Here is a 25,171-nt window from a genome sequence, read left to right on the forward strand (position 1 = left end):
ATATGCAATGATTTTATTTCAAAAAAATTATTCTTTAAAAATCATTCTTTAAAAATATTATTTAAAAAATATTATTTAAGTAAAGTTAAATTAGTTTCTATAAAAATAGCATATTCAATATTGCTTCATAATAAAAAATAAGTTTCTAATTTTATATTGCACAGGTGCCAAACATATTGCAGTTAGGAATTCCTTAATTTCTTAAAGTATAGCATAGGCGTATCATAATTTAAAGCAGAATGTATTCGTTTATAATTGAAAAAATGATTATATTTTTGTATGTTTTTATTTGCTTTCTGTAAAGTTAATTCTTGTGTACAAAAGTCATAGAATTCTTTTTGGTCTCGGTTGTGTGTACTCTCTACTACACCATTATACCAAGTGGAGGCTACAGGACTATAAACCCTTTTAATATAGTTTTTCTTACAAAATATATCTAATGGATGTTCAGTATTAAATGAATGTTTACGGTAAGTAAATTCTGTACCATTGTCCGTTTGAATACAATGTACTCTAAAAGGAAAATAATCTATAAGTCGTTTCATAAAATCAATGGTACTGTATGGACTTTTTTCATCGTATAAATATCTGAAGCTCATTCTTGTTGCTAAATCTACAGCAGTAAATTGATAATAACGTATTTCACCAAAAAAAGCATATTTGACGTCTATTTGTACCTTTTCTCCTGCTTCTTTAATATAAATCGCATGCTTTCCTTTATGTTTTCTCTTAATTTTTTTCTTTTTGCTCCTATACAAATTATTTTCTTTTAGGACAGTTTCTATAGCTGTTGTTCCTACTTTAATGTCTTCTAACTCTAATTGTTTTTTTATTTTTAATTTATCATAACCATATAATTTTCTTATTTCAATTATTCTTTTAATAATCTTTTTATTTTTCAATTTATTTTTATTATTCTTAGGTTTAGTAGATTTAGGTTTTATAATAGAATAAGTTTCTAATTGGCTTTTCCAATAATAATATGTTCTAATACTAATCTTATATTTTAAAGCTAATACTTCTTTATTCTTAACTTTATTGATTTTTATAACTATCTTTTTTCTTTGATTTGAAGTATATTCTTTCATAGGTATTCCTTTAAATTTAAACTATATATATTATAAGGAATACCTGCTTTTTTTAAACTAAAAAACGTGCAATATCTGTGGCTCCTAAACATTTCTAATTTTATATAGCAATTGATTTTATATTTTTTAGATTTATAATAGTAAACATAATTTAATTAACATATTTATTTAAAATTATATAATAAATTATAATAAAATGATAAAATAATAAGGAAACACAACAATGAACAAAATTATACCTTTCTCGCCGCCTGATATTACAGATAATGAAATTGAGGCGGTGGTGAATGTTTTAAAATCTGGATGGATTACTAGCGGACCTGTAAACAAAGAGCTTGAAGAGGAGCTTTGTAAATATATAAATGTTAAGAGGGTAAAGCTATTATCTAGTGCTACTATGGCTATGGAGCTAGCTTTAAAAATATTCGGTGTTACTGAGGGCGATGAGGTGATAGTGCCTGCTTATACTTATGCTTCTACTGCTAATGCGGCTATACATTTGGGGGCTAAGGTTGTGTTTATTGATGCGGCTGATGATGATTTTAATATAGATTTAGAAAAATTTGAAAAGGCTATTACAAGTAAAACAAAAGCTGTTATTGCTGTTGATGTTGGCGGTAAACCTTCTGATTATGACGGCATTATAAAAATACTAGAAAGAAAAAGAGATTTATTTACTCCATTAAATACAAATAAATATCAAAAGCAATTAAACAGGGCTTTATTTTTGCTTGATGCTGCTCATTCTATTGGTGCTGTTTATAAAGGAAATAGGGTAGGCTCTCAGGCTGATTTTTCTTCTTTCTCATTTCATGCTGTTAAGAATGTTACAACTGCTGAGGGTGGGGCTTTGAGTTTTAATGATATTGGAGATATTAACGCTGATGAGATTTACAAAGAAGTGTCTGTTTGGGCTTTGAATGGTCAGAATAAAAGTGCATTAGATAAAACAAAATTAGGAAGCTGGAGATATGATATTGAGGTTGCGGGGTATAAGTGCAATATGAGCGATATTCATGCGGCTATTGGTTTATCGCAATTAAGAAGATATGATGAGATGCTTAAAAACAGAAAAAACATTGTGAATATATATAACAGTGTTTTGGGAGCGAGCAAAAAAGTTATGCTTCCTGTTTTTAAAGACGATGAGGCTGAATCATCTTATCATTTGTATTTGATGAGAATTAAGGATTATGAGGAGGCTGATAGGGATTTACTTATAGAAAATATGTCAAAACTTGGAATAGTGCTTAATGTGCATTATTTGCCTCTTCCTTTTCACAATGCATATAATGTTTATAAGGATTATGCGGATAATAATTATATAAATGCTTTTAATTTGTATAAGAATGAAGTAACTTTGCCATTATACAGCAGCCTTAAAGAGGAGGATGCTTTATATATTGCTAAGAATATTTTTAGGTATTTGGAGAGCAACTGAGATTAGTAAGCATTTTTGTTTATCAGATATATTATCAACTTTTTTGTCGCTCTCGCACCACAGGCACTTCCTTCGGTCGCGGTGCGGACTTCGTCAAAAAGTTGCAAAAAACGCAAATGTTTTGACTTTATATTTCGGTAATATGTATAAATGAATATAATATTTATATTTTTATTTTATATATAAAGCTATACTCTATTAAATGCAGTTCTTTTGGTTCTTTTATACCAATAAAAGAACTGGGGTCTGGGGCAAAGCCCCAGTTATCAAAATAAAATAAAATAAATTAAAATTGAGTAATCATAGTGATTTATATTTTTGTTAGTTTGATTATTATTATAATAGCTATTATTTTCTGCTATCTCTATTATGAAATAAAAACACATAATATAAAAAAAATAAATAATAATCTGCAAATAATGCTCGCGGTTAAAACTTATGATAATGACTTAATTAACATAATAAAAGATGATGATGTTAAAGGAATAATCATTAACATAGCCGATATTAAAATAATTGAAAAACTAATAAAAAATATAAAAAAAAATCTAAACAAAAAAATATTCATAGCATTAGACGAAGATTATAAGCCAACGCATAATTTATTTTTTGACCAGCACTTTAAGGTTTATCAAAGCTATATTGGTGAGAGGCAAAGCGAAACTTATGCCTACGATATTGCTAAAAAAAGAGCGTCCACTCTTAAAACTATTGGCGTTAATATGTTTTTATCTCCTGTGGTAAATACTCTCTGTAATGAAAAATCTCATCTAAAAGAGCATATCTTCAGCGGCGATAAACAAATTGCTTCAAAGTTAATATCTCAAACAATTAAAGCGTATAAAGACAAAGACGTCCTCACCGCCGCAAAATATTTTCCAAAATACTATGATGATGAGTTATATATAGAAGATAATATAAAAAATGTAGAAATAGACTCTAAAGAAACTTTTTTGTCGGCAATAGAAAGCGACTTTTTTGTGATGAGCCATATTAAAAATGAAAAATTATACAGAGATTATCTTTTTAATAGCCTTAATTTTAAAGGCGTTGTAATGACTGATTATATTAATAAATACTCTCTTATAAATAATAATTTGCTTAATGTTATTGATTATAGGTTTTATAAGGCAAACAGGCAAAAGATAAAAAATATTAAAACAGAGGATGGTGAATTATGCGTAAAAATTTCAAAGCTGTTAAGGAAATTATAATTTTATTTAGTTTTGTAATTGTTGGATTCTCTATTAATTCTTGCACCAAAAAAGACAGCATCACAGAAGATGAAAAATATATTTTGGACTTAAAAAAGAAATATTCTTATTTGTCTAACTATATAGATGAAGTTAATAATATGAGCATTGAAGAGAGGCGAGGGCTTCTTACTATGGTGGGCATCACAGACACAGTATTAAGCGAAGAGACTATAAAGACATTAAAAGATAATCATGTTTCTGGAGTTATACTATTTAATTACAACATAGTAGATGAAGAGCAATTAAAAAAATTAACATCAGACTTAAAGAAATATGTTAACAAAAATATGTTAATCTCTATAGATGAAGAAGGAGGCGAAGTCTTTAGAATACCTTTCGACAAATACAAAGACATTTCAGCAAAAATGATAGGCGACAGCAACAGCAGCGAATATGCCTACAACATAGCCTACAACAAAGCAAAGTTTCTAAAAGAAATGGGAATTAATATGATACTCTCTCCATTATGCGATGTGCCGAGCAATAAAGATTCTTATATATACAATAGAAGCTTTTCTACAAATGTTGAAATGGTTTCAAAGATGGTGGAAGCTACAATAAAAGCTCAAAAAGATGCAGGCATTATAAGCGTTGTTAAGCATTTTCCTGGTCATGGAGATACTTCTGTTAATTCGCATAGTGAGTTTCCTGTGATAGACAAGACTTTAGAAGAACTTAAAAATAAAGAATTAATACCTTTTCAAAAGGCTATAGATTTGGGTGCTGAGATGGTTTTAGTTTCGCATATAAAAAATAAATATATAGATGATACACTTCCTGCAAGTATGTCAGAAAAATATAGAAAGCTGCTTGAAGAAGATATGGGCTTTGATGGCGTAATTATTACAGATGACCTCGTTATGACAGGCAAGATTGAAAGCACTATCAATTATGGCATAAATCTTACAAGCAATATTTATAAGAATGTAAAAGATATGTTTAGAAATATTGAACCGGATATAATTTCATGTGCTAATGTATTAAAGATAATGAGAGAAAATACCTAACACATAAAATTATTATTTAGTTATTATTTAGCTTTTTTTTTTTTCTGTTGCTGTTTGGATTTTCTTTTATAAGTGAGAGTAGAATCCAAACCTTTATCAACAAACTCATTTATGATATTTACTACGGTATGATATGTTACATTATATTGTTTAGCGATATCAGTATGTGTCAGCCCAGTATTCTTCTTCTCATCTAAAGCCAATATAATGTTTGCTCTCGATATCAATCTTTTAGATTTACCCTCATTTTTGATAAACTCTTTAATCTTTTGTTTCTCTTCATCTTTTAAAGATATTATGTGTTTAGTAGTTATACTCATTTTTTTAACCTCCAATTTTAATACTAAAATAACTAATAAAGATATTGTTTAAGTTAATAACAATATTTAACTTAAATATATATAGCAAAAAACACAAAGAAAAATATAAAAATACCATTTAATTCATATCATATTTTAATGGGAAATATAACATATTATAAAAAAATATCAATATAAAAATATGTTAATAATTACTGTATATCCAATAATTCAAATTTTACCTCCTTATATGTTTTTTTCATACCCCTTAAATAATATAAACATATGTTTTTAGTATTATGTAAAAAGTTTTCATCGTTTATAGAAGATAAATTTATATTAATATTTACTATAGAGCATTTTGCTGCAGCATATAGTATTGTATACGCACATACTATATCGCTTATAACGCCCTCATTGCCATATTTGTGAATTATCTCAAAATGCTCTAATAACTCATAACAGCTTTTAAGCGTTTGAAGAGGAGGCTCTAATGCTTTTTTTGCTGCTTCAGAAATAGCATTTTTTCTTATCTCTTTTTGTTCATCATTGTCTTTAGGCAATTTGTATGCGTCCATAATTAATTGAAACATATCAGCATCTTTATCTACAATTTCTATTAACTGATATTTTATTTGTTTTATATTTTCTACAGCATTATTGAAGGCAATTTGTTTTTCTATTTCTAATTCTTTAAACTTTTTTTTGTTTACGGTGAGATGAGCAACCATTCCAGCCAAAGCACAAGCCAAGCTGGCAGCAACAGCAGTAACGCTTCCGCCTCCCGGAGCAGGCAATAATGAATCTACATCATTAATATAATCTAACATGCTTTTGTTTATGAGCTTTTCCATTTTTCAATAATCTCCTTAAAAGTTTTTTTAATGTTTTTTTTGTGATGCGGTTAATAATTTATTTGAGAGTTCAATATACTAATAAATTGATATTTTGTCAAAATTTGTTTTTTAAAATTTATGTATTTGTGGTGGCTTTGCCCCCCTGCGAAGCGTGCCCGTAGGGGTACACGCCCCCACTTCTTTTGGCGACCGAAGGAAGTGCCTGTGGGTATGACCCAAAGAAGCAAAAAGACTGCATTTAATGGAGTATAGCTTTTTATGTATATCAAAATATAGCCATTGTTTTATATATTCCAAAATATAAAGCTATAACATTTGTACTTTTTGCAACTTTTTGCTACGGGAAAAAGTTGAATAAAAATAAGAATATAAATTATAGCTTTTATGCATATACAAAATATAAATATTATTTTATATATTCCAAAAAGATAAAGCTATTATCACTTCCTCTTTAAGTGCTTAAACTGCTCTTTTGTTGCTTCTATTACCTCTTCTAATGTCATACTCTCTCTGCCTAACGCCCTCTCTAATTCCTCAATCTTTTTACTCTCTTCAAGCAATGCTTTTTCTCTCTCCCTTTTTTGTTTTTGAAGTTTTCTTGCTCTCTCTAATAATTGCTCTTCTGTATAATAGGGCTTTATGAGTTTTTCTTTATCTCCCTCTCTTAAATAGATTTTTAAAAAACTTAAAAAATCAAGCCATAATGTTGGTATGTTGTTTTTCTCTCTTGCTTTTAATTTGGCATATTTAATACACTCCCTCCAATCATACTTTCTCTCGTTAAAAATCTTTAATAAGAGTTCTTGTTTTTCTTTGCTTTTAAAGCCGTATAACTCAGAGATTTTGGAAGCGTTGTTGTAAGTAAAATTATTAAATACTTGGCATAGTTCTAAAACAAAAGTATCAAACTCTGAGAGAAGAAAGTTGTTATTAATTATATTATTATTTGTATTATTAATTATATTATTATCTTTAACTTTTTCTTTAATACCATCTAAGCAATTTTGATTATGCTCTTTTATATTATTTGATAAATCTGTATCATCATTTAATTTAATCCTATTAGCTAATTTTATTTTAGCCAATGAAAAAGCATCATCGTTTTTATTGGTATTGTTGTTTTTATTAATGCTTTCATTTTCTTTATAGCCTTCAATGTTGATGTTTTCTTTAATGTTACTGATTTCTTCATTTTCTAATTTTTCATTATCTAATTTTTTATTTAATTCTTTGTTTTCTAATTTTTTATTTTCAGTATTATTTATATATATCTTTCTCTTGTCTACATTCTTCTCTTTTATATCATAAACAACCCTTATATAATTATGCTCCTTTAACTCTGATATGCATCTCGATATGCTTACATTGCTCATAGAATACAAATTAGCAAAATAGGCATTTGTGGCAAAACAGTAGCCTTTCTCATTGCTGAGGGCTGTAATCTCTCCATATATTAATCTTGTGAGAGGGCTTAATCTTTTATCGTATCTCACGTTTGCGGGTATTACGGCATAATAGTTTTTTTTGTCTTTATTATTATTATTATTATTATTCATTATAAAAACCACCTCTAATAAATTTTCTTTATACTAAATTCAATTTTTATAATGATTTATAAGCTTAATTTTTGTATTTTTATAATTTTTTGTAAATTTTTTTCTAATTTTTTATGATTTTTCTTATAATTAATATGGTTTTATTACGATTTTTAATTATATAGTATTAAGAAATATAAATTTCAGGTTAAACTGTAAAAAAAAGTAAAAATTTGTAAATAAATATTGACATTTCTTGATAATTTTTGTATATTATAGTTAGGGAGTTTATTATTGATGTCTAAAAAAGGATATTCACTTCTAATTATCGTTTTTGTAATGCTGTCTTCTGTATTATTTGCTGATGATTGGATGGTTCCAGCTTCTTCATTGCCTCAAAAAGCACAAGCCTTCATTGCTTCCACCTATCCGGGTGTTGCAATATGGAAGGTAGAGCTAGATGACGGAAAGTTTGAGGTGGATTTATCTAATGGGGTTTCTATAGACTTTTTTATGAACGGCGATTGGAAGAGCATTGACGGTGAATATATGGGTGTGCCTAAAAGTGTGCTTCCTGCCAATATAGCAAATGTTGTTGATAATACTTATCCTTCTTCTATAATCATAGAGGTAGAAAAGGAGTGGGGCAATTATAAAGTAAAGCTCAATAATATGATGGAATTATACATTTCAGCTGACGGTCAATTAATGGGTCAGAAATTTGACGACTAAAAAATAATCAAAAATAATACCAATTATATTTTAATAATATAAAATATATGAATAGATATAAAATATAGCCTTTTTGCTTCTTTGCGGCAGCAAAAGAAGTGGGGTGCTACCCTAAGGGCACGCTTCGCAGGGGGCAAAGCCCTGCAAACAATTAAAATAAATAAAGTTAAAAATTTTTAGTATATATTTAAATAACTAATTTATGTTTTTGTTTTATTCAACTTTTTCCCGCCTTCGCACCCATACCTAAAGGTACTTCCTACGGTCGCAGGCACTTCCTACGGTCGCCCTGAAGGACTCCCTTCGGTCGCGGTGCGGACTTCGTCAAAGTTTTCGCCCTTCGGGCACGCTTCGCGAAAGTGCAAGTGTTTTAGCTTTACATTTTGGAATATATGAAATAGTATTTATATTTTGTATATATCTAAAAAGTTAGACTTTATTAAATGCAGTTCTTTTGGTTCTTTTATACCAATAAAAGAAGTTGGGGTACGTACCCTAAGGGCACGCTTCGCAGGGGGCTAGTCCCCGAAAATAATTAAAGAATAATACGCATAATAGTGGCGTTGAACAATATAAATAATAATGCCTATAAGGCAAAACAAAAAATGAGACTAAAAAATAACAACCCGCACGCATAAAAGATATTTATTAATAAGAAGCTATATCGTGCGGAAAGGTGCTGCGGCTCGCAGTTGACAAACTTCAATTTTTTCAGTATATATATAGCATATTTTATTTACAAAAAAACGGAAAACTTAAATATGGAAAATATTAATGACGCTTTAGATTATCTATACTCTTTTATGAATAAAAAAAATCTTCATAAAAAAAATAATAATCATATAAGCAATGTAGAACACATTTTAAATATATTAGGCTATAAACAAAACTTCAAAGTAATACATATTACAGGCACAAAAGGAAAAGGCTCTACTACTTTGAGTTTGGCTCATATGCTTAGTGCCTGCAATTACAAAACAGGTGCTTTTATATCCCCTCACATCATAAACGAGAGAGAGAGAATATCTATTAATGATGAGTGGATTAGCGAGAATGATTTTATTTCTATAGTGAAAAAGATAAAGGGTATAATTGAAGAAAATAAGCTTGATGAGAGCATCACTGTTTTTGAGTTTTTTACTATAATAGGTTTGTATTACTTTTTTATTAACAAAGTAGATTATGCTTGTATAGAGGTAGGCATCGGCGGGAGGTTTGACTGCACTAATATCGTAGACTCTTCAATTAGTATATTAACTTCTATCTCCTATGATCATATGGAAATATTAGGAAACACAATAGAAGAGATAACTTATCAAAAAGCAGGAATCATAAAAAATAATTCTATAGTAATATCAGCAATGCAAGAGAAAAACTCTATTGAAATAATAAAAAATATAGCAAAAGAAAAAAATTGTAAGTTATATGCATTTGGTAAAGATTTCTATTCTAAAATAATAAAAAATACAAATAAAATATTAGAGTTTGATTATATAGAAAAAGAAACTAAATATCATTTTACAACCACACTTTTAGGAGAACATCAAAGCGAAAATATAGCATTATCATTCAAGGCTTTTACATTATTAGAAAACAAAAAAGAAAATATAGAAAAAGCAATAGACTCACTTCATAATTTTAATATAAAGGCAAGATTAACTTTTATAGAGAGAAACCCAGACATCATAGTAGACGGTGCTCATAATGCGAAATCATTAAGCAGAATATTAAAGACTATTTATAAATGGTATGATAGCGTAGTTATATTATTTGCTCCTATAAGTCAGAAGGATGTTGGCGGAATGTGTGAGATATTAAAAGAAAATAAAGATATTATTATAATAAGCTCTACCAAATCAAAATATAAAGATTCTGACAGTTTTAAGACTTATGAGTATTTAAAAGAAAAAGAGAATGTATATCATATAGAGAGTTTTGACTTGGCTGTAGAAGAGATGAAAAGAATATCCAAAGAGAAGAATATTCCTGCATTGGTGATAGGCTCACTTTACAGTGCAAGTGATTATATTAATTTGAATAAATAAAAAATAGTGTCTTTATTTATATGTAATTATATTATAAGACAGCATTGACTTATAAATAATTAATTTTTGTTTATGTAATTATTTATTTGCTTGTTCATATTTATGCTGCCGGGCTGTTCATATTTGTTTATATATCTTTTTATTGTTAAAGACATAGCAAAAGAATTTAATGTGAAAAATATTAGCAAAATACATAAAATATTTTTTTTGTTAATAATAATATCTTTGTATTTTAATATAAAAAGCAAAATATAAGAATAACTTATAGAAAATACTCCGTATAAATAGTGAAATGAGCCTGAGCTAGGAGGAGCTATCATAAAAAGTAAAGTTGATACAATCATAGATAATAATAATATTAAAAACATATCTCTTAGAGCTGATTCTTTATTATTTAATATAAGTTTTTTCTTGAAGTTGTTGAATATAATATAAAAACTTCCAATTAAACAGATTGCTGATAATATTAAACTTAATAACAAAAATATAAATCCAAAAATAAGCGGCGGATTTGAAAACCAAAAATCAATTATATTATCCAATTTTTTTATAAAAAGAGCAGATATTTCATTAGTAGGAAATAATATAAATGCCTGATATTTAGGAAAAGCTATATAATTTATAGAGCTTTTTTCCATTAATATAGAGTATGTATTATGGAAGTTGTTTTTTATTTCGTATACTAAATATGGGAGATATAATAAAAATGATATAAATACTCCGATAATGAAATATGGCAAATATTTAAATGTTTTTTTATATTTTATTATCAAATATATAATTACTGTAGGAACAATTGAAAAGAAAACAGAAAAATGTGCCTGAGCCATTATTGCTAAAACTGGAAATATAAATATAGCAGATAGCTTTGTTTTTAATTCGTTATCGTTGCATATATATTCAAATAAAAATATAAAAAATATAAAACTAAATATAAGCGTTAAATTAGGATTCCAAAAGTTCGTTAATGCTCTAATAAGATAACCATTACATAATATAAGCACAGACATAAAAGATGTTATTATTAATCCAAATCTTTTAAAAAACCAAAACAAAAATATTAATATAATAGATAGGCAAAATATATAATTTATTATTTTAGCAATATAAAGGTTTTCATTAGCTATTTTATAAAATAGTGTATATGTAATATAGTATATTCCTCCAGGCACTCTTAGTGTTGTAAATTCATCTTTATATGTATCAGATATTTTAAATCTTGTTCCAGTATATGGAATAATTTTTTTTCATACCATCTATGCATATCATAAAAATGTTGAAAATCATCTACTGTAAATCTATATGGTATTATAGATAATGATGTGTATATATTTATTATAATTGATAATATTATAATAAATATGGCAATAATATTTAATTTTTTATTTAATTTTATCGTTTTATTAATTTTATATTTAATAAATAATAAAGTCAATAAAATATAATAGCAATATATTATAATTTATGTTATTATAAAAAGAGTATAATATTTAAGGTTTAATAGATGAAAAATATTGCTATACTTGGCAGACCTAATGTCGGTAAGTCAACGCTTTTTAATAGATTTGCAGGAAGAAGAAAATCAATAGTTGATCCTACAGCTGGAGTTACAAGAGATATCAGCATAGCTAAAACATATATTGATGATATAGCTTTTAATGTGTTTGATACAGGCGGGCTTTTAGACACTAGTGAAGATAGTTTAAATGAGAAGGTTCGAGAAAAGGCATTAAAGACTGCCACAGATGAAGCTCACTTGCTTTTATTTGTTGTAGATGCTCATCAAACACATCCAGATGACAGGCATTTTATTAACACTATAAGAAAATTAAATAAGCCTATTATACTCGTTGTAAATAAAATAGATTCTCACACTCATAACAATCTAATTAATGAATTTTACTCTCTCGGCATAAAGGATATTATAGCTATAAGTGCCGAGCATAATAACGGTATTGATGATTTGAGAGAAAAAATCCTTGAAATTTTTGAGAGGGCAGGCATTGATTTAGAAGCAGAGAGGGAGAATAGTAAAAGAGAAGAAGATAATAAAAAAGAAGATAATGTTTTAGATGATGATGAGTTGTTTGAAGAAGAAGAAGATTTTGATGAAGACTATAATGAAGATAAAGATAACAAAAAACAACGCAGACTAGATGACTATATAGCAAAAAAGAAAATCATAAACATAGCCATAGTAGGAAAGCCTAATGCAGGAAAATCCACTTTATTAAACACATTAATCGGCAAAGACAGAAGTATTGTTTCAAATATTGCAGGCACAACGAGAGATTCTATAGATGAAACATTTAATTTTAATGGCAATGATATTTGTCTTGCAGATACTGCGGGAATAAGAAAAAAGAAGAATGTTAACACAGATATTGAATATTATAGTGTAAACAGGGCAATAAAAGCAATAGAAACTTCTGATGTATGCATACTAATGCTTGATGTTTTTGAAGGTTTAACCGACCAAGATAAAACTATAGCAAACCTCATAATAGAGAGAAAAAAGGGCATAATAATAGCGGCTAATAAATGGGATATAAGAGAGAAGGGCACTACTTGGAATGATTATGAGGCTTATATGAAGTCTGCTTTTCCAGTGCTTAATTATGCTTTTTATGCTAGGGTTTGTGCTGCGAGAAAAAATGATTCTGAGAAACTATTATCTTTAGCCATCAGGGTGGCAAAAACTAGGCTTCAGAGGTTTGAAACGCATGCACTTACAGAAACTATGGTGAGAGCTACAAGAGAGTATTCAATATCAGCAGGGGGCAATCCATTTAAGATATTCTATGTTACTCAAACTGGTGTTAATCCGCCTGCTTTTGCCGTATTTTGCAATCATCCTCATAAATTAAACTCTCATTATAAAAGATATTTAGAAAATAGATTTAGAGAGATGTTCGATTTTAGAGGAACACCTATTATACTTAACTTTAGAAAGAGAGGAAAAAAATATGATAATTAAAGTTTTAATAAGCATAGTTATATCATATATAATTGGTGCTATACCGTTTTCGTTTATAATAGGAAAGATTAATGGATATGATGTGAGAAAAGAGGGCAGCTGCAATCCGGGGGCTAGTAATGTACTTAGAGTATGCGGCAAAAAGGCGGGTATTGCTGCTTATATTTGCGACATAGGCAAGGGAATGATTGCTGTAATTGTGCCTAGCTTTATTCTTTCTGATATAATTTTAACTCATAGCTATATTTTAGTTTTTTGTGCTGTAGCTTCTATACTTGGTCATGTATTTTCTATATTTTTAGGCTTTAAGGGGGGTAAAGGAGTAGCTACCAGTGCCGGTTCTATGTTTATGCTTGCCCCTGTAAGTTTAATTATTACTATGGTATTTTTCTTTATAGGTTTATTTGCTTCAAGAAAAACTGTTGCTATTGGCTCTACTGTTGCTGCTTTGGCTTTTCCTATTGTATTGAGTTTATTATATTTTAAGGCTAATTTCTTATATAGAATATTTTTTAATGTTAATTATGTTGTTTTGCTTCCAATAGCTATACTTCTTGCAATATTTATTATAATAAAACATATACCAAATTATAAAAGAATTCTTAAAGGCGAAGAGAACAGTTTTTCAAAGAAATGATTATTATGTGAATTTATTAATAAAATATTTGTTTAGTAAAAAAATGAAAAAAGTGTGATTATTTTTATATTTATATAAAAATAATTAAAAAGGCTTGAGTATAAAATATTTATATTCAAGCCTTTATTAAAATATTCAAAAATTATTTATTATAGACTAATTTCTAATATTTCTAATACCTTATCACCAGCAGGCACTTTTATAGTAACAACATCTCCAACCTTTTTTGTAAGAAGTCCTCTTGCAATAGGCGTAACTATAGTAATCTCATTTTTAGACATATCAGCCTCTAATTCTCCTACAATTCTATATTCAGAAACTGTATTAGAATTTTTATCTTTAACTTTTACTCTTTTTCCAAAAGTTACAATATCTTTATTCATTTTTGATGGGTCTACTATTTCACATACCGCCAAATCGCTTTCTAATTTAGATATTTGTGCTTGGAGAAGTCCTTGTTTCTCTCTTGCAGCATGATACTCTGCATTTTCTTTTAGGTCTCCTTTCTCTCTTGCTTCAGCTATTATAGCAGGCAAAGTATCAAACTCTGCTTTTAATTCTGATAGCTTTTCTTTTACTTTATCGTATCCTTCTTTAGTTATAGGTTTTCCCATGTTAATATATCCTCTCACAGACTTATTATGTATAAAAGTCTATTATATAATAATTTTTAATATTTACAACTATTCAAATGATAAATTGTATTGTTTATATAAATATTATGAATTTGTAGCACCTTTGATTAATTTATAAAACCAAGTATCTTCTGAATTATTTAGAGGGAGAGTATATTTTGTGCCGTCATCATCTGTAAAAATAATGCTTTTTTTTGAGTAATTAATGCTAATATTATAATTATCTAAATTTTGAATAGAGTTTGTGTTATTTATATCTTTTATATATTGAGCTTCGGTGATATTTGTTATATTTTGATTTCCTTTTTTGTTTATTATAGTACCGCTTATATATGTGATATTATTAAAGCTGTTTGTATTTTCTCTTTTTACAAGTATAAAGTTAAGAGTTTCATTAGTAATATCATTTCCGTTTGCATCTTCATTAAACATAAGTATGCTTACTTTATCGCTTACATACAAATTACACCCTACAAGAAAAAATATAGTAAATAATAAAATAAACTTTTTCATAAACCATAACCTAAAAATAATAATATTAAATATATTTTATAATTTTTATAAATATAATCAAGTTAATAAAATAATTAATTATTATTTAATAAAGATGATAATAATAAGAAGTAAGTAAATAAAACTTGACAAAAATGACACATAATAGTAAAATAGCATTTAATTATTATAAATTTGAGTATTATATATAACTTTTAAGGAGAAAGAAATGGCTGTACCTAAGCATAGAAAATCGAAATCTAAAAAGAGATCAAGACAAGCTGCTAATGATAAAAGATTTTTAGGTTCTTTATCAATCTGTCCTCAATGCGGAGCAGAAAGAATGCCGCACAGAATTTGTCCTGAATGCGGATTTTATAAAGATAGAGTAGTAAAAGCTAATAAAAATCAAAATGCTGGTTAATAAATAATTAGGATTATCAATGAATTTATCCATAGATGTTGCTAGCGGTGAAAAACCTCTAGATGAATTAGTTGATGGTGCAATTAAGGCGTTGTCTTTAAATAAAGATGTTAATTTAATATTGGTTGGCAATGAAAAAGATATAGTTAAATCTTTATCATCATTAAAATATAATAAAAATCGTGTAGATATAAAGCATAGTGATTCTATCATAGAAATGACAGAAACACCTGCAGTTGCTGTTAAACATAAAAAGAATGCTTCTGTATTAGTAGCTGCACGATTGGTATCAGATAAAAAAACAGAAGGTTTCTTTTCACCGGGCAATACAGGTGCTACTTTGGCGGCTGCACTTACAGAGATAGGCCGTTTAAAAGGAGTTATGCGTCCCCCTTTAGTATCCACAGTTCCTAAAATAGGCGGTGAGTTTTGTATGATGGATATGGGGGCTAATGTTGATTGTACACCAGATTATATGGCACAATTTGCTGTTATGGGAAGGGTTTTTGCTAAAAGATACATGAATATAAATAACCCAAGAGTTGCTATTTTAAATATAGGTGAAGAAGACAGTAAAGGTAATGCTGCTGTAAAAAAATACTTTGAAAGATTAGAAAAAATGAAAAAAATAAATTTTGTAGGCAATGTTGAGCCTAACAGCATGTTAAAATCTGATATAGCTGATGTTGTGCTTGCAGACGGCTTTGACGGCAACATAGTATTAAAAAGCATTGAAGGAACTGCTAGTTTAATGGTGCATTTGCTAAAGAGCGAAATAAAAAAGAGTCCTCTCAATATGATGGGGGCAGTTATGATGAAGTCTGTATTTAAAAATTTAAAGACACAGATGAGTGCTGATTCTTATGGTTCTGCTATATTGCTTGGATTAAATGGGGGAGCTTTTGTTGGACATGGTACTACTGGTAGAGTTGGTGTAACAAATGCTGTACTTAATATGTATAAATTCTTGGATGCTAAAATAAATGAGAAAATATCTAAAGAACTTTTAGATTCTGGTGTAAAAAGAAGAATTTTTTAAAAGGGTTTTTATATATGGTATATATTAAATCTTGTAAAGCTACTTATAAAAATAAACAAACCTCTATGCCTGCATCTGAATTAGCTATGGAGTCTATTAAAGATGTTATAAAAAATATAGATCCATTAACTATAGATGCTATTATTTGTGCTACTGTTACTAAAGACTATATTTATCCTTCTACTGCTTGTGTATTAGGAGGTAAAATTAATGCCAAAAATGCTTTCTGTTTTGACATAGAAAGTGATTTTACTGGTTTTATATCAGCTTTAAGGCTTGCTTATGCTTTTGTAAAAAGTAATAGATATAAAAACATATTAGTAGTAGCTGCAGAATCTTTTTATATTTGCGATGATACTAATAGATTTGATGATGCTTCTGTAGCTGCTATGGTTTCTAATGAAAAATCAAACATTGAGATATCATTTATAGATTCTGTTACAGATGGAAATGCTTTAGAGAATTGTTATATCCCTATGGGAGGAACTGCTAAGCCATATACTAAAGAAGGCGTTAATAATAAAGAACATTTCATTTCTATAAAAAATGATGATATATTTGAAAGTGAAGCAAAAAAAGCCGCACTATACGTAAAAGAAACTTTATCTAAAAATAACATAGAACCTACTTACTACATACCATCATATTCTAGCAAAAATGCTTTTGATGCTTTTGTTAATGCTTTAGATGTTTCTAAAGAGATTGTTTACACCAAAATGGAGAATGCAAACTCTTCATTAAGTGCTTCTTCTGGGGTTGCTCTTTCTATGGCTTTAGAGGATGGAAGTATAAAGAAAAATACTAAATTAGCTTTATGCAGTTATGGAAGCGGTTATACTAGGGCTGTTGCTGTATTAAATATTGATTAAATATTAATTTATATAAATAAAATGTTATATTAAGGACATATATTATGAAGTTAGGTAAATTTCGTTTTGGGGGTGTACATCCTCATGATAGTAAAGATACTGCTCAAATAGCTTCTTCTGCTATGACCCAAGCTCCAAAATCAGTTTTAATATCTATGGCACAGCATATAGGTGCTCCTGCTAAAATGTTAAAAAACAAAGGAGATAAAGTTCAAAGAGGGGAGATGATTGGAGAAGCTAGCGGATATGTATCTGGAAATGTGTTTTCTTCTGTTAGCGGTACTATTGCTAATATAGAAATTGCTCCGCAGCCTTTGGGTAGGGGAGCTAGTGCTTTTTTAATCAATTTAGATGCTGAAGCTAATAATGTTGATTTTGCTCTAAACAATAATTATATGGCATTATCTGCAGAAGAAATGTCTAAGAAGATTCAAAAGGCTGGTATAGTTGGTATGGGAGGAGCTACTTTCCCTACTAATGTTAAAGTTGATGGTGCGGCGAAGGGTAATTGTGATACTTTAATTATTAATGGTGTTGAGTGTGAGCCTTATATTACTAGTGATTATAGGCTTATGATGGAGTATACTGAGGATTTATTCAAAGGTATAGAAATTTTAAGAAAGATTATTCCTTCTGTAAAAAGAACTGTTATTGGTATAGAGGCTAATAAACCTTTAGCTATTGAAGAGATGGGAAAGGTTGCTAAAAATTATAATGTTGAAGTAATGCCTTTAAGACTTCGTTATCCGCAGGGGGCTGAAAAGATGCTTATTGATGCTGCTGCTGGTAGGGTTGTACCTGTAGGTAAGCTTCCTATGGATGTTAGTGTGTTGGTTGTGAATGTGGCTACTTTATATGCTATATATGAAGCTGTTGCTAAAGACAAGCCTTTAATAGAGAGAATTGTTACTGTATCCGGCGATGCTATAAAAGAACATAAAAATATTTGGGTGCCGCTTGGTACGCCTATTTCGCATATAGTTAATGAGTGCGGCGGACTTATTTCTGAAGATGTGCTTGTTATAGCGGGCGGTCCTATGATGGGGGCTAGTGTGCCTAGTTTGGAGCAATGCGTTAATAAAGGTACTAACTCTTTACTTTTATTAGATAAAAATAAATTGCCTAAAGAAGTGGAATATCCTTGTATTAAATGCGGAAGATGTGCTGATGCTTGTCCGCTTCATCTTGCTCCTACTGATATAGCTCATACTGCTAAGGCTAAAGTTAAAGATAAATTAAATGCTTTAGATATAGCTACTTGTTTTGAATGCGGATGCTGTTCTTATATTTGTCCTTCCAAAATACCTTTGGTACAATGGATTAGATATGGTAAAGATTTGTTAAGGAGATGAGATAATGAAGTTATATACTGAATCTTCTCCTCATATAAAAGATGGAGATACTACACAAAAAATTATGTTGAGAGTAATTATTGCTCTTTTGCCTGCTATTATATATAGCGTAGTATTATTTGGCAATAGAGTAATTTTATTATATCTCGCTTCTATTATTACTTGTATTTTATGTAATATAATTGTTAGAAAGGTGCGAAAACAGCCTGTGCTTCCTGATTATGCTTCAGTGGTTACGGCTTTGCTTTTAGTGATGACTTTACCTTCTAGTGCTACTATTACTATGGTTGTTATTGGTGGTGTTGTTGCTATTGTTTTTGCTAAGGAAGTTTTTGGCGGTTTGGGTTCTAATATATTTAACCCTGCTTTAGTTGGAAGGGCTTTTTTACAAGTTGCTTTCCCTGCTCAAATGAGTGCTTATACGCCTCCTGTTAGAGTGCCTTTCCTCAATTTATTTGCTGATGGACTTAGTAATTTAGTTAATACTGTTACTGGCGGTACTCAAACTATTGATATGATTACTGCTCTATCACAGGCTACTCCTCTAACTTTTATGAAATTCACTTATAATAATAATATCAGCACTTCTCTAATAGAACAAATTAAGTTTGAAGCACACTATTATGTTCAAATGCTCGTAGGAAGCACTGGCGGAGCTATAGGTGAAACTTCTGTTATACTCCTTACAATAGGCGGAATATTCTTAATTGTTACTAAGACTATAGATTGGAGAATACCTCTAGGAATGTTCATCTCTTTATTTGTAGTAAGTTTAATACTTTGCCTTGCTATGCCTGGAAAGTTTGCTTCTCCTATATATCAAGTATTTGCAGGCGGATTTATTTTAGGTGCTTTCTTTATGGCTACTGATATGGTTACTTGTCCTTCTAGTCATTTAGGTGCTTGGATATATGCACTATTAATTGGTGCTGTACTTGCAATACTTAGGGCTTTTGGTTCTTCACCAGAATACACTATGTATTCTATATTAATAGGAAACATGTTTATGCCTCTAATAGCTATGTATACTCGTCCTAAACCTTTTGGTAAGAAAGAGGCTATAAATATTGAAAAACAACAAGGAGCAAAACAATGAAAAAAGAAGTTACATATAAAGCTGTAATATCTGTTACAGTAACTGCTCTAATTGCTGGATTTTTATTATCATTTGTTTATTCTTCTTTTGAGAAAGATATTTTAGCAAACAATGAAAAAACTGTATTAAATGGTGTTAAGGCTGTTATACCTAATGCTGATAATATAGAAGGTCCTATTACTGAAAATGCTACTTATCCATATTATATTGGTACTAAGGCTGATGGTTCTGTAGCTGGTTATGCTATACTTTCTTCTGCCGGCGGATATAATGGTCAAAACAAAGTATTAGTTGGTTTTAGCGGCGATGCTACTACTGTTACAGGAATTGTTGTTACTGAACAGGCTGAAACTCCGGGACTTGGTGCTAAAATTGTAGAGCCTAGTTTTAGAGATCAATTTGCTAATAAAAGTTCTGTTGTGCCTCTTACTGTTGTAAAAGGTATAAAACCAGAGGAAGCTCTTGATGCTCAAATAGCTGCTATAAGCGGTGCTACTATATCATCTACTTCTGTTGTTACCGCTGTTAATAGTGCTAATGAACAGGCTGTTAGTTTATTTGTAAAATAATAAATATATAAATTAGTTTATAATAAGAGCTTCATTGTTATGAGGCTCTTTTTTATAATACTGAAAATTATTAAATCTTGTTTGAAGATATTAAAATAAAGGTTTATATTTTATTTAATAGACAATTATTATGATTTGGTACTATTTTTTATTTGCACTTTCGCGAAGCGTACCCGAAGGGTAAAAACTTTGACGAAGTCCGCACCGCGACTGAAAGGAGTCCGCACCGCGACCGAAGGAAGTGTCTGCGACCGTAGGGAGTACCTTTAGGTATGGGTGCGAAGGCGGGAAAAAGTTGAATAAAAAATTACATAACAAAGCATAGTTGTTTTAGGGATATGATAGCATATACTGTTTTTAATAGTATAACATATATTGACTAAAAAAATATATTATTGATTGCCGTATTTAGCTCCGCTTTTTATTAAATAATCTACTGTGTTGCTATATCCATTTTCATTTGCTAAATCTAATGGTGTTTTCCCTTCATTATTCTTTGTATTTATGCTTAAAAATGTATTATATAAATAAAAACTTATAGCATTATTGTTGCCGTAGCTTGCTGCAATATGAAGTACGCTGTCGCCATTAGAGCTTTTAAAATTATATATAGTAGGGTATTTTTGAAGTATTTTATTTAATAGGGCATAATCTCCAAAAGCAGAAGCATAAAATATTCCATTATATCCTTTTGAATCTTCCATATATATATCAGCATTACTGTCCATAAGCATAGAAACTATATCAATATTTCCTTTAAATATAGCATATTCTAAAGGGGTTGTTTTATCAAATATCAATTCTCCGCTAAAATTAATACCTTTTTTAGAATAGTAATTAGTATAATTGTCTAATGTTTTATTTATATCTATTTTATCAGTATAGCTTAAAAGTGTATTAAGAGCGTTAGTTTTATCATAATGAATAGCATAGAGGAGCGGAGTAAATCCTTCAGAGTTTCTTACATTAATATCAATAGTGTTAGAGATGGCATTATGTATTAAAGCGGCATCATCTTTATAAATAGCATCAAAAAGAATCTTACTTTCTAATTGAGCTGATTGATATTCATTATTTTCTTTTTTATAATAAGAAGCATCATCATCCGGCATATTATCATATAAAAAATCTTCCATAATATTATTAACATTATTTGCCTGAATGGTATTTAAATTATTATATGAATTTGTGCTGTAAATATTAGTATCTGAAAAACTACCCATTATATTTTCTATACTATCACCATACAACAAATCTGAAGCAGTTTTGCCGTCATAATTTTTTATAGTATAATCAGCCCCCTTTAATAATAAAAATCTATAAGTATTGCTATTATTATTTTTTACAGCCAAATGCAAAGGAGTATCTCCATTAACATTTTGTATATTTATATTAATAGGAGTTCTATTCATAAGTGCAATTAAAGCATTAGTGTTTCCAAGTGATGATGCATTATGCAAAGGAGTGTTTCCGTATATATCTACTACCCTATAAGAATTACTGCTGTAGTTTAAAATTGTATCAATAACTTCAGCACTAGAAAATCTAGCAGCATACATTAAAGCATTGTCTCCTAAACTGTCTTTTCTGTTTATGTCTGCCCCATAATGTAAAAGTGTGTTTATTATATTAGTGTTATTTTTAAATATAGCATACTGCAAAGGGCTGACATCACCCAAATATACATTGCCCCTAAACTCTGCTCTATCTTCATTAAAATAAACTTCATCAGCTGGTATATAAGAAGTTTCTATATTTATAATATTTGTATTATTTTTTCTATAACTTAAAAGTTCATCAACCATATCATATTTATCAAGATGTATAGCATAAGTGAGAGGAGTTTCATAAGCCATAATTATAGAGTTCATATTAAAATTAGAATACATCATTATATCTCTTAATGCATTAGTATCTGATGTTTGAATAACTCTTGCAATAAACATGTTTTCATTGTAAGTGTTTGTATTATTATCTTCTTTGTTTTCTAAGTCAATAGCAGAACTTTCTCCTGATAATATATATTCCGGAGTAACTCCATAATTATCAGCTATATCTTTATTAGCACCAAGTTTAATAAGAAGATTATAAGCATCTTGTTTTTGATAATATGCTGCATAGTATAAAGCAGTGCATCCATTAGAATCCCTATCATTAATATTCATATCAACATTTTTAACTAAGAAATTAATAGTATTTAAATTATTAAAAGCAGCAGCATAATGAAGCCCATTAAGATTGCCGTTGGAGGTTCTATCATTAACTATTACTTTGTCTTTTTGAAGGAGCATTCTTATAATATTGCTGTCTCCAAAACCGCATGCATATAAAAATACAGAGTTGCCCTCATTGTCTTTAGCTCTAACATTAGCCCCCTTGTCTATAAGCTCTTTAACTGCTTTTGAATTATTTTTAAATATAGCAAACATTAAAGGAGTAGCTCCTCCTATATTAACGCTATCGCCTTCATATTTATTTACAAACGGATAAGCTGCAAAATCATCATGAAGTCTATATTCAATATTAACATCACTATACTCAAGAAGCACTCTCAAAGCCCTTTTATTGTTACATTCAATAGTATATAAAAGCGGAGTTAATCCCATTTCATTTGTAGCAGAAAAGTTCACTCTGTATTTTAAAATCTCTCTTAAATCCCTTTCATTTTTCTTTTCTTTTATAGCCAAAAATAATTCACTTTCTTTTTGATTTATAGCGTATATATTAAAATTAACAGAAAAAAGTAATATAATTAATAAAAATATATTTCTAATCATAGCATCAATTTCCTAGTAAACATAATATAAAAAATTATATAATAATAATAAATTAATAACAACATTATAAAGAAAAAATATAATATTACTATAACATTTATAAAATAAAAAAATAAAACCTTATAATGAAATATTTATATATTTATCATAAGGTTTAATAATTAAAAAAAATAAATATTTATATTGTTTTAATATTTAGTATATAAAATATAGTTAGTATTACTTGCTTAACTTGCACTTTTTGCAACTTTGACGAAGTCCGCACCGCGAAGGCGGGAAAAAGAACAACAAAAAATTTATATAAAATAGTAGTTCTAATATATACTAAAAGTTTTTAAGTATGTCAAAAAATATTTTTATGTTTTTTATTCTCGGGGGCTAGCCCCCGAACCCCCAGTTCTTTTATTGGTATAAAAGAACCAAAAGAACTGCATTTTATGAAATCACCTTTAGGTGTACATTAAATTTTAGATGTTATATTACATCGAAGATATATTGTAAAATATAAAATTGTAGTATTTGCAATTTCTCGAAACGTGCCCAGATAGCGAAAACTTTGACGAAGTCCGCACCGCGACCGAAGGAAGTGCCTGCGACCGTAGGAAGTACCTTTAGGTATGGGTGCGTAGCTGCGGGAAAAAGAACAACAAAAATTGACAAACTTAAAAATATAACTAATCATTAAAGAATATATCATCAGGCTTTAAGCCCTCATTATTAGCAATTTCTCTATCAGCACCAAGTTCTATAAGCAAATTATAAGCCTCTGCCTTGTTATTAGCAGCAGCATAATAAAGAGCAGTCCAGCCGTCATTATCTTTAGCATTAATATCAACATGCAGTCTCTTTACCAAATAACTAATTACTTTAATATTGTCGTAAACAACAGCCATCTGTAAAGCAGTTACATTTTTTTTGGTTCTGCTATTAACTAAACTTTTATTTTTGCTCACTAAACTACTGATTATACGAACATTTCCAAAAGCAGCCGCATACAAAAAACTATTCCACCCCTCTTCGTCAGAAGTGTTAATATTAGCATTTTTTTTAATGAGTTTATTTACTATTCTGCTGTCGCCGTTGCTTTTAAATATTGCATAAAGTAAAGGAGTAGCACCCCCTATATAAACAGCCTCTCTGCTGAAATTATCTAATGCCGTATAATATCCGTTTGGAAGAGTTGATTCTAAATTAATATTCTCACAGTCAAGCAATACATCAACCGCTTTTATGTTTTTATTTCTTATAGCAAAATGCAAAGCACTAAGTCCATATCCGTCTTCAGCATTAATATTAGCACCATTTTCTATACTCTTTTTTAATTTTTTTATATCATTATCTCTTATAGCCTCAAATAATTCCCTATCATTATCACTTAATTCATTATACTTCATCATCACAAGCTCTCTAAGCCTAGTAGAAGGATACATTCCATTATTGTCTGTAATCTGAGTATCAGCTCCTAATTTTATAAGAAGCCTGTATGATTCAATACTTTGAGAATTAGCAGCATGATAAAGAGCTGTCCAACCGTCAATGTCGCGAGAATTAATGTCAATATTAAAATTAGTGCATATATATTCTATAACCTCATAATTATTATAACTGCTTGCAATATGAAGTATATTAACTCTAAACTCTGTTTCACTATTAATTAAACGCGGATATTTTTCTGATATTAATTTTAAAATGTCTATATCAGAAAAAGCAGTAGCATACATAATGCTATTATAATTTTTGTCATCTCTCTCTTCTAAATATGAAGTGTCTAGATTATTTATAAGTAGCTTAATAATATCTTTTTTATCATTATAAATAGCATAAAGTAAAGGAGTAGCCCCTTCTAGGTTGTTTTCATAATCTTTAGGAAGTCTGGATTGTAATATTTGTGTGTCATTTTCTATTATATATTTTATATAGTTAATATCATTATCTTCTATTGCTGTAAATATATTGTTTATATAATAGTCATCAGCATGCAAATTAGAAAATATTATTATAATAATAAATAAAATAAATATTTTTTTAATCATTTTTATACTCA

The 25,171-nt window shown here is 28.9% G+C and carries 22 protein-coding genes; 13 read left to right on the forward strand and 9 right to left on the reverse strand.

Translation table 11 applies throughout. From position 1 onward, the window contains the following. Positions 1–182 precede the first annotated feature (182 nt). A complete protein-coding gene (locus EPJ72_RS10290; RefSeq protein ID WP_147732064.1) occupies positions 183–1,088 on the reverse strand; it encodes an integrase core domain-containing protein in 906 nt (301 codons plus the stop codon). 223 nt (positions 1,089–1,311) lie between these two features. On the opposite strand from EPJ72_RS10290, the gene EPJ72_RS10295 reads away from it, so the two are divergent. The 3 genes from EPJ72_RS10295 (at position 1,312) to EPJ72_RS10310 (ending at position 4,792) form a co-directional block, all read left to right on the forward strand. After that, a complete protein-coding gene (locus EPJ72_RS10295) occupies positions 1,312–2,529 on the forward strand; it encodes a DegT/DnrJ/EryC1/StrS family aminotransferase (protein WP_147732065.1) in 1,218 nt (405 codons plus the stop codon). Between the two features lie 305 nt (positions 2,530–2,834). After that, positions 2,835–3,743: a glycoside hydrolase family 3 N-terminal domain-containing protein gene (locus tag EPJ72_RS10305; protein WP_147732066.1), complete on the forward strand. Its 909-nt coding sequence runs from the start codon at positions 2,835–2,837 to the stop codon at positions 3,741–3,743. Then, entirely contained in the window at positions 3,707–4,792 is a 1,086-nt protein-coding gene (locus tag EPJ72_RS10310; protein WP_147732067.1) for a glycoside hydrolase family 3 N-terminal domain-containing protein, read from the forward strand. The genes EPJ72_RS10305 and EPJ72_RS10310 overlap by 37 nt, the downstream gene beginning before the upstream one ends. A 23-nt stretch (positions 4,793–4,815) precedes the next feature. On the opposite strand, the gene EPJ72_RS10315 is transcribed toward EPJ72_RS10310, so the two are convergent. From EPJ72_RS10315 to EPJ72_RS10325, 3 genes are all read right to left on the reverse strand, one after another. Beyond that, positions 4,816–5,112 carry a helix-turn-helix domain-containing protein gene (locus EPJ72_RS10315; protein WP_242004991.1) on the reverse strand — a complete coding sequence of 99 codons (297 nt, stop codon included), beginning with the start codon at positions 5,110–5,112 and terminating at the stop codon, positions 4,816–4,818. A gap of 191 nt (positions 5,113–5,303) precedes the next feature. After that, the gene (locus tag EPJ72_RS10320; protein WP_147732068.1) at positions 5,304–5,945 is read right to left on the reverse strand and encodes a cyclodeaminase/cyclohydrolase family protein; all 642 of its coding nucleotides are present in this window, start codon (positions 5,943–5,945) and stop codon (positions 5,304–5,306) included. 443 nt (positions 5,946–6,388) lie between these two features. Next, a complete protein-coding gene (locus EPJ72_RS10325; RefSeq protein WP_242004992.1) occupies positions 6,389–7,504 on the reverse strand; it encodes a helix-turn-helix domain-containing protein in 1,116 nt (371 codons plus the stop codon). A gap of 276 nt (positions 7,505–7,780) precedes the next feature. On the opposite strand from EPJ72_RS10325, the gene EPJ72_RS10330 reads away from it, so the two are divergent. Together EPJ72_RS10330 and EPJ72_RS10335 are read left to right on the forward strand one after the other, a co-directional pair. Then, positions 7,781–8,215 (forward strand): PepSY-like domain-containing protein, encoded by a 435-nt coding sequence (locus EPJ72_RS10330; protein ID WP_147732069.1) that lies wholly within the window; start codon positions 7,781–7,783, stop codon positions 8,213–8,215. 761 nt (positions 8,216–8,976) lie between these two features. Next, a complete protein-coding gene (locus EPJ72_RS10335) occupies positions 8,977–10,260 on the forward strand; it encodes a bifunctional folylpolyglutamate synthase/dihydrofolate synthase (protein ID WP_147732070.1) in 1,284 nt (427 codons plus the stop codon). 59 nt (positions 10,261–10,319) lie between these two features. On the opposite strand, the gene EPJ72_RS10340 is transcribed toward EPJ72_RS10335, so the two are convergent. Then, entirely contained in the window at positions 10,320–11,270 is a 951-nt protein-coding gene (locus tag EPJ72_RS10340; protein ID WP_242004993.1) for a hypothetical protein, read from the reverse strand. Positions 11,271–11,764: 494 nt separating this feature from the next. Between EPJ72_RS10340 and der the strand changes: the two genes are divergently transcribed. Further along, entirely contained in the window at positions 11,765–13,237 is a 1,473-nt protein-coding gene (gene der, locus EPJ72_RS10345) for a ribosome biogenesis GTPase Der (RefSeq protein ID WP_147732071.1), read from the forward strand. Further along, positions 13,227–13,874 (forward strand): glycerol-3-phosphate 1-O-acyltransferase PlsY, encoded by a 648-nt coding sequence (gene plsY / locus EPJ72_RS10350; RefSeq protein WP_147732072.1) that lies wholly within the window; start codon positions 13,227–13,229, stop codon positions 13,872–13,874. The genes der and plsY overlap by 11 nt, the downstream gene beginning before the upstream one ends. A gap of 149 nt (positions 13,875–14,023) precedes the next feature. Here plsY and greA read toward each other — a convergent pair whose 3' ends face one another. Both greA and EPJ72_RS10360 read right to left on the reverse strand, forming a co-directional pair. Then, positions 14,024–14,488 carry a transcription elongation factor GreA gene (gene greA, locus EPJ72_RS10355; RefSeq protein ID WP_147732073.1) on the reverse strand — a complete coding sequence of 155 codons (465 nt, stop codon included), beginning with the start codon at positions 14,486–14,488 and terminating at the stop codon, positions 14,024–14,026. A 105-nt stretch (positions 14,489–14,593) separates the two neighbouring features. Next, positions 14,594–15,022: a hypothetical protein gene (locus EPJ72_RS10360; RefSeq protein ID WP_147732074.1), complete on the reverse strand. Its 429-nt coding sequence runs from the start codon at positions 15,020–15,022 to the stop codon at positions 14,594–14,596. A 208-nt stretch (positions 15,023–15,230) separates the two neighbouring features. On the opposite strand from EPJ72_RS10360, the gene rpmF reads away from it, so the two are divergent. The 6 genes from rpmF to EPJ72_RS10390 are packed head-to-tail and all read left to right on the forward strand — an operon-like array spanning position 15,231 to position 20,350. Beyond that, a complete protein-coding gene (gene rpmF, locus EPJ72_RS10365; protein ID WP_147732075.1) occupies positions 15,231–15,425 on the forward strand; it encodes a 50S ribosomal protein L32 in 195 nt (64 codons plus the stop codon). 19 nt (positions 15,426–15,444) lie between these two features. Continuing rightward, positions 15,445–16,464: a phosphate acyltransferase PlsX gene (gene plsX / locus EPJ72_RS10370; RefSeq protein WP_147732076.1), complete on the forward strand. Its 1,020-nt coding sequence runs from the start codon at positions 15,445–15,447 to the stop codon at positions 16,462–16,464. Positions 16,465–16,478: 14 nt separating this feature from the next. After that, positions 16,479–17,333: a 3-oxoacyl-ACP synthase III family protein gene (locus EPJ72_RS10375; RefSeq protein WP_147732077.1), complete on the forward strand. Its 855-nt coding sequence runs from the start codon at positions 16,479–16,481 to the stop codon at positions 17,331–17,333. A 44-nt stretch (positions 17,334–17,377) separates the two neighbouring features. Further along, a complete protein-coding gene (gene rsxC / locus EPJ72_RS10380) occupies positions 17,378–18,685 on the forward strand; it encodes an electron transport complex subunit RsxC (protein WP_147732078.1) in 1,308 nt (435 codons plus the stop codon). Positions 18,686–18,689: 4 nt separating this feature from the next. Continuing rightward, the gene (locus tag EPJ72_RS10385) at positions 18,690–19,781 is read left to right on the forward strand and encodes an RnfABCDGE type electron transport complex subunit D (RefSeq protein WP_147732079.1); all 1,092 of its coding nucleotides are present in this window, start codon (positions 18,690–18,692) and stop codon (positions 19,779–19,781) included. Next, complete coding sequence (locus tag EPJ72_RS10390) at positions 19,778–20,350, forward strand: FMN-binding protein (RefSeq protein WP_147732080.1); 573 nt, start codon at positions 19,778–19,780, stop codon at positions 20,348–20,350. Before EPJ72_RS10385 ends, EPJ72_RS10390 begins: the two co-directional genes overlap by 4 nt. Positions 20,351–20,742: 392 nt before the next feature. Here the strand turns inward: EPJ72_RS10390 and EPJ72_RS10395 are convergent, their stop codons facing one another. After that, entirely contained in the window at positions 20,743–23,127 is a 2,385-nt protein-coding gene (locus EPJ72_RS10395; protein WP_147732081.1) for an ankyrin repeat domain-containing protein, read from the reverse strand. 674 nt (positions 23,128–23,801) lie between these two features. Beyond that, on the reverse strand, positions 23,802–25,160 hold the full coding sequence (locus tag EPJ72_RS10405) for an ankyrin repeat domain-containing protein (protein ID WP_147732082.1): 1,359 nt from the start codon (positions 25,158–25,160) through the stop codon (positions 23,802–23,804). Positions 25,161–25,171: the final 11 nt, after the last annotated feature.

Origin of the sequence: Brachyspira pilosicoli (assembly GCF_008016535.1) — a bacterium.
Taxonomy (GTDB): Bacteria; Spirochaetota; Brachyspiria; order Brachyspirales; family Brachyspiraceae; genus Brachyspira; species Brachyspira pilosicoli_A.

What these genes read in the sequence shown, in the direction of transcription:
- EPJ72_RS10390 (WP_147732080.1), top strand. Translation starts at nt 19,778, where the DNA reads ATGAAAAAAGAAGTTACATATAAAGCTGTAATATCTGTTACAGTAACT.
- EPJ72_RS10375 (WP_147732077.1), top strand. Translation starts at nt 16,479, where the DNA reads ATGGTATATATTAAATCTTGTAAAGCTACTTATAAAAATAAACAAACC.
- der (WP_147732071.1), top strand. Translation starts at nt 11,765, where the DNA reads ATGAAAAATATTGCTATACTTGGCAGACCTAATGTCGGTAAGTCAACG.
- EPJ72_RS10335 (WP_147732070.1), top strand. Translation starts at nt 8,977, where the DNA reads ATGGAAAATATTAATGACGCTTTAGATTATCTATACTCTTTTATGAAT.
- greA (WP_147732073.1), bottom strand. Translation starts at nt 14,488, where the DNA reads ATGGGAAAACCTATAACTAAAGAAGGATACGATAAAGTAAAAGAAAAG.
- EPJ72_RS10290 (WP_147732064.1), bottom strand. Translation starts at nt 1,088, where the DNA reads ATGAAAGAATATACTTCAAATCAAAGAAAAAAGATAGTTATAAAAATC.
- EPJ72_RS10405 (WP_147732082.1), bottom strand. Translation starts at nt 25,160, where the DNA reads ATGATTAAAAAAATATTTATTTTATTTATTATTATAATAATATTTTCT.
- EPJ72_RS10385 (WP_147732079.1), top strand. Translation starts at nt 18,690, where the DNA reads ATGAAGTTATATACTGAATCTTCTCCTCATATAAAAGATGGAGATACT.
- EPJ72_RS10340 (WP_242004993.1), bottom strand. Translation starts at nt 11,270, where the DNA reads ATGTCTGTGCTTATATTATGTAATGGTTATCTTATTAGAGCATTAACG.
- EPJ72_RS10295 (WP_147732065.1), top strand. Translation starts at nt 1,312, where the DNA reads ATGAACAAAATTATACCTTTCTCGCCGCCTGATATTACAGATAATGAA.
- EPJ72_RS10315 (WP_242004991.1), bottom strand. Translation starts at nt 5,112, where the DNA reads ATGAGTATAACTACTAAACACATAATATCTTTAAAAGATGAAGAGAAA.
- EPJ72_RS10325 (WP_242004992.1), bottom strand. Translation starts at nt 7,504, where the DNA reads ATGAATAATAATAATAATAATAATAAAGACAAAAAAAACTATTATGCC.
- plsY (WP_147732072.1), top strand. Translation starts at nt 13,227, where the DNA reads ATGATAATTAAAGTTTTAATAAGCATAGTTATATCATATATAATTGGT.
- EPJ72_RS10330 (WP_147732069.1), top strand. Translation starts at nt 7,781, where the DNA reads ATGTCTAAAAAAGGATATTCACTTCTAATTATCGTTTTTGTAATGCTG.
- EPJ72_RS10310 (WP_147732067.1), top strand. Translation starts at nt 3,707, where the DNA reads ATGCGTAAAAATTTCAAAGCTGTTAAGGAAATTATAATTTTATTTAGT.
- EPJ72_RS10360 (WP_147732074.1), bottom strand. Translation starts at nt 15,022, where the DNA reads ATGAAAAAGTTTATTTTATTATTTACTATATTTTTTCTTGTAGGGTGT.
- EPJ72_RS10395 (WP_147732081.1), bottom strand. Translation starts at nt 23,127, where the DNA reads ATGATTAGAAATATATTTTTATTAATTATATTACTTTTTTCTGTTAAT.
- rpmF (WP_147732075.1), top strand. Translation starts at nt 15,231, where the DNA reads ATGGCTGTACCTAAGCATAGAAAATCGAAATCTAAAAAGAGATCAAGA.
- plsX (WP_147732076.1), top strand. Translation starts at nt 15,445, where the DNA reads ATGAATTTATCCATAGATGTTGCTAGCGGTGAAAAACCTCTAGATGAA.
- rsxC (WP_147732078.1), top strand. Translation starts at nt 17,378, where the DNA reads ATGAAGTTAGGTAAATTTCGTTTTGGGGGTGTACATCCTCATGATAGT.
- EPJ72_RS10320 (WP_147732068.1), bottom strand. Translation starts at nt 5,945, where the DNA reads ATGGAAAAGCTCATAAACAAAAGCATGTTAGATTATATTAATGATGTA.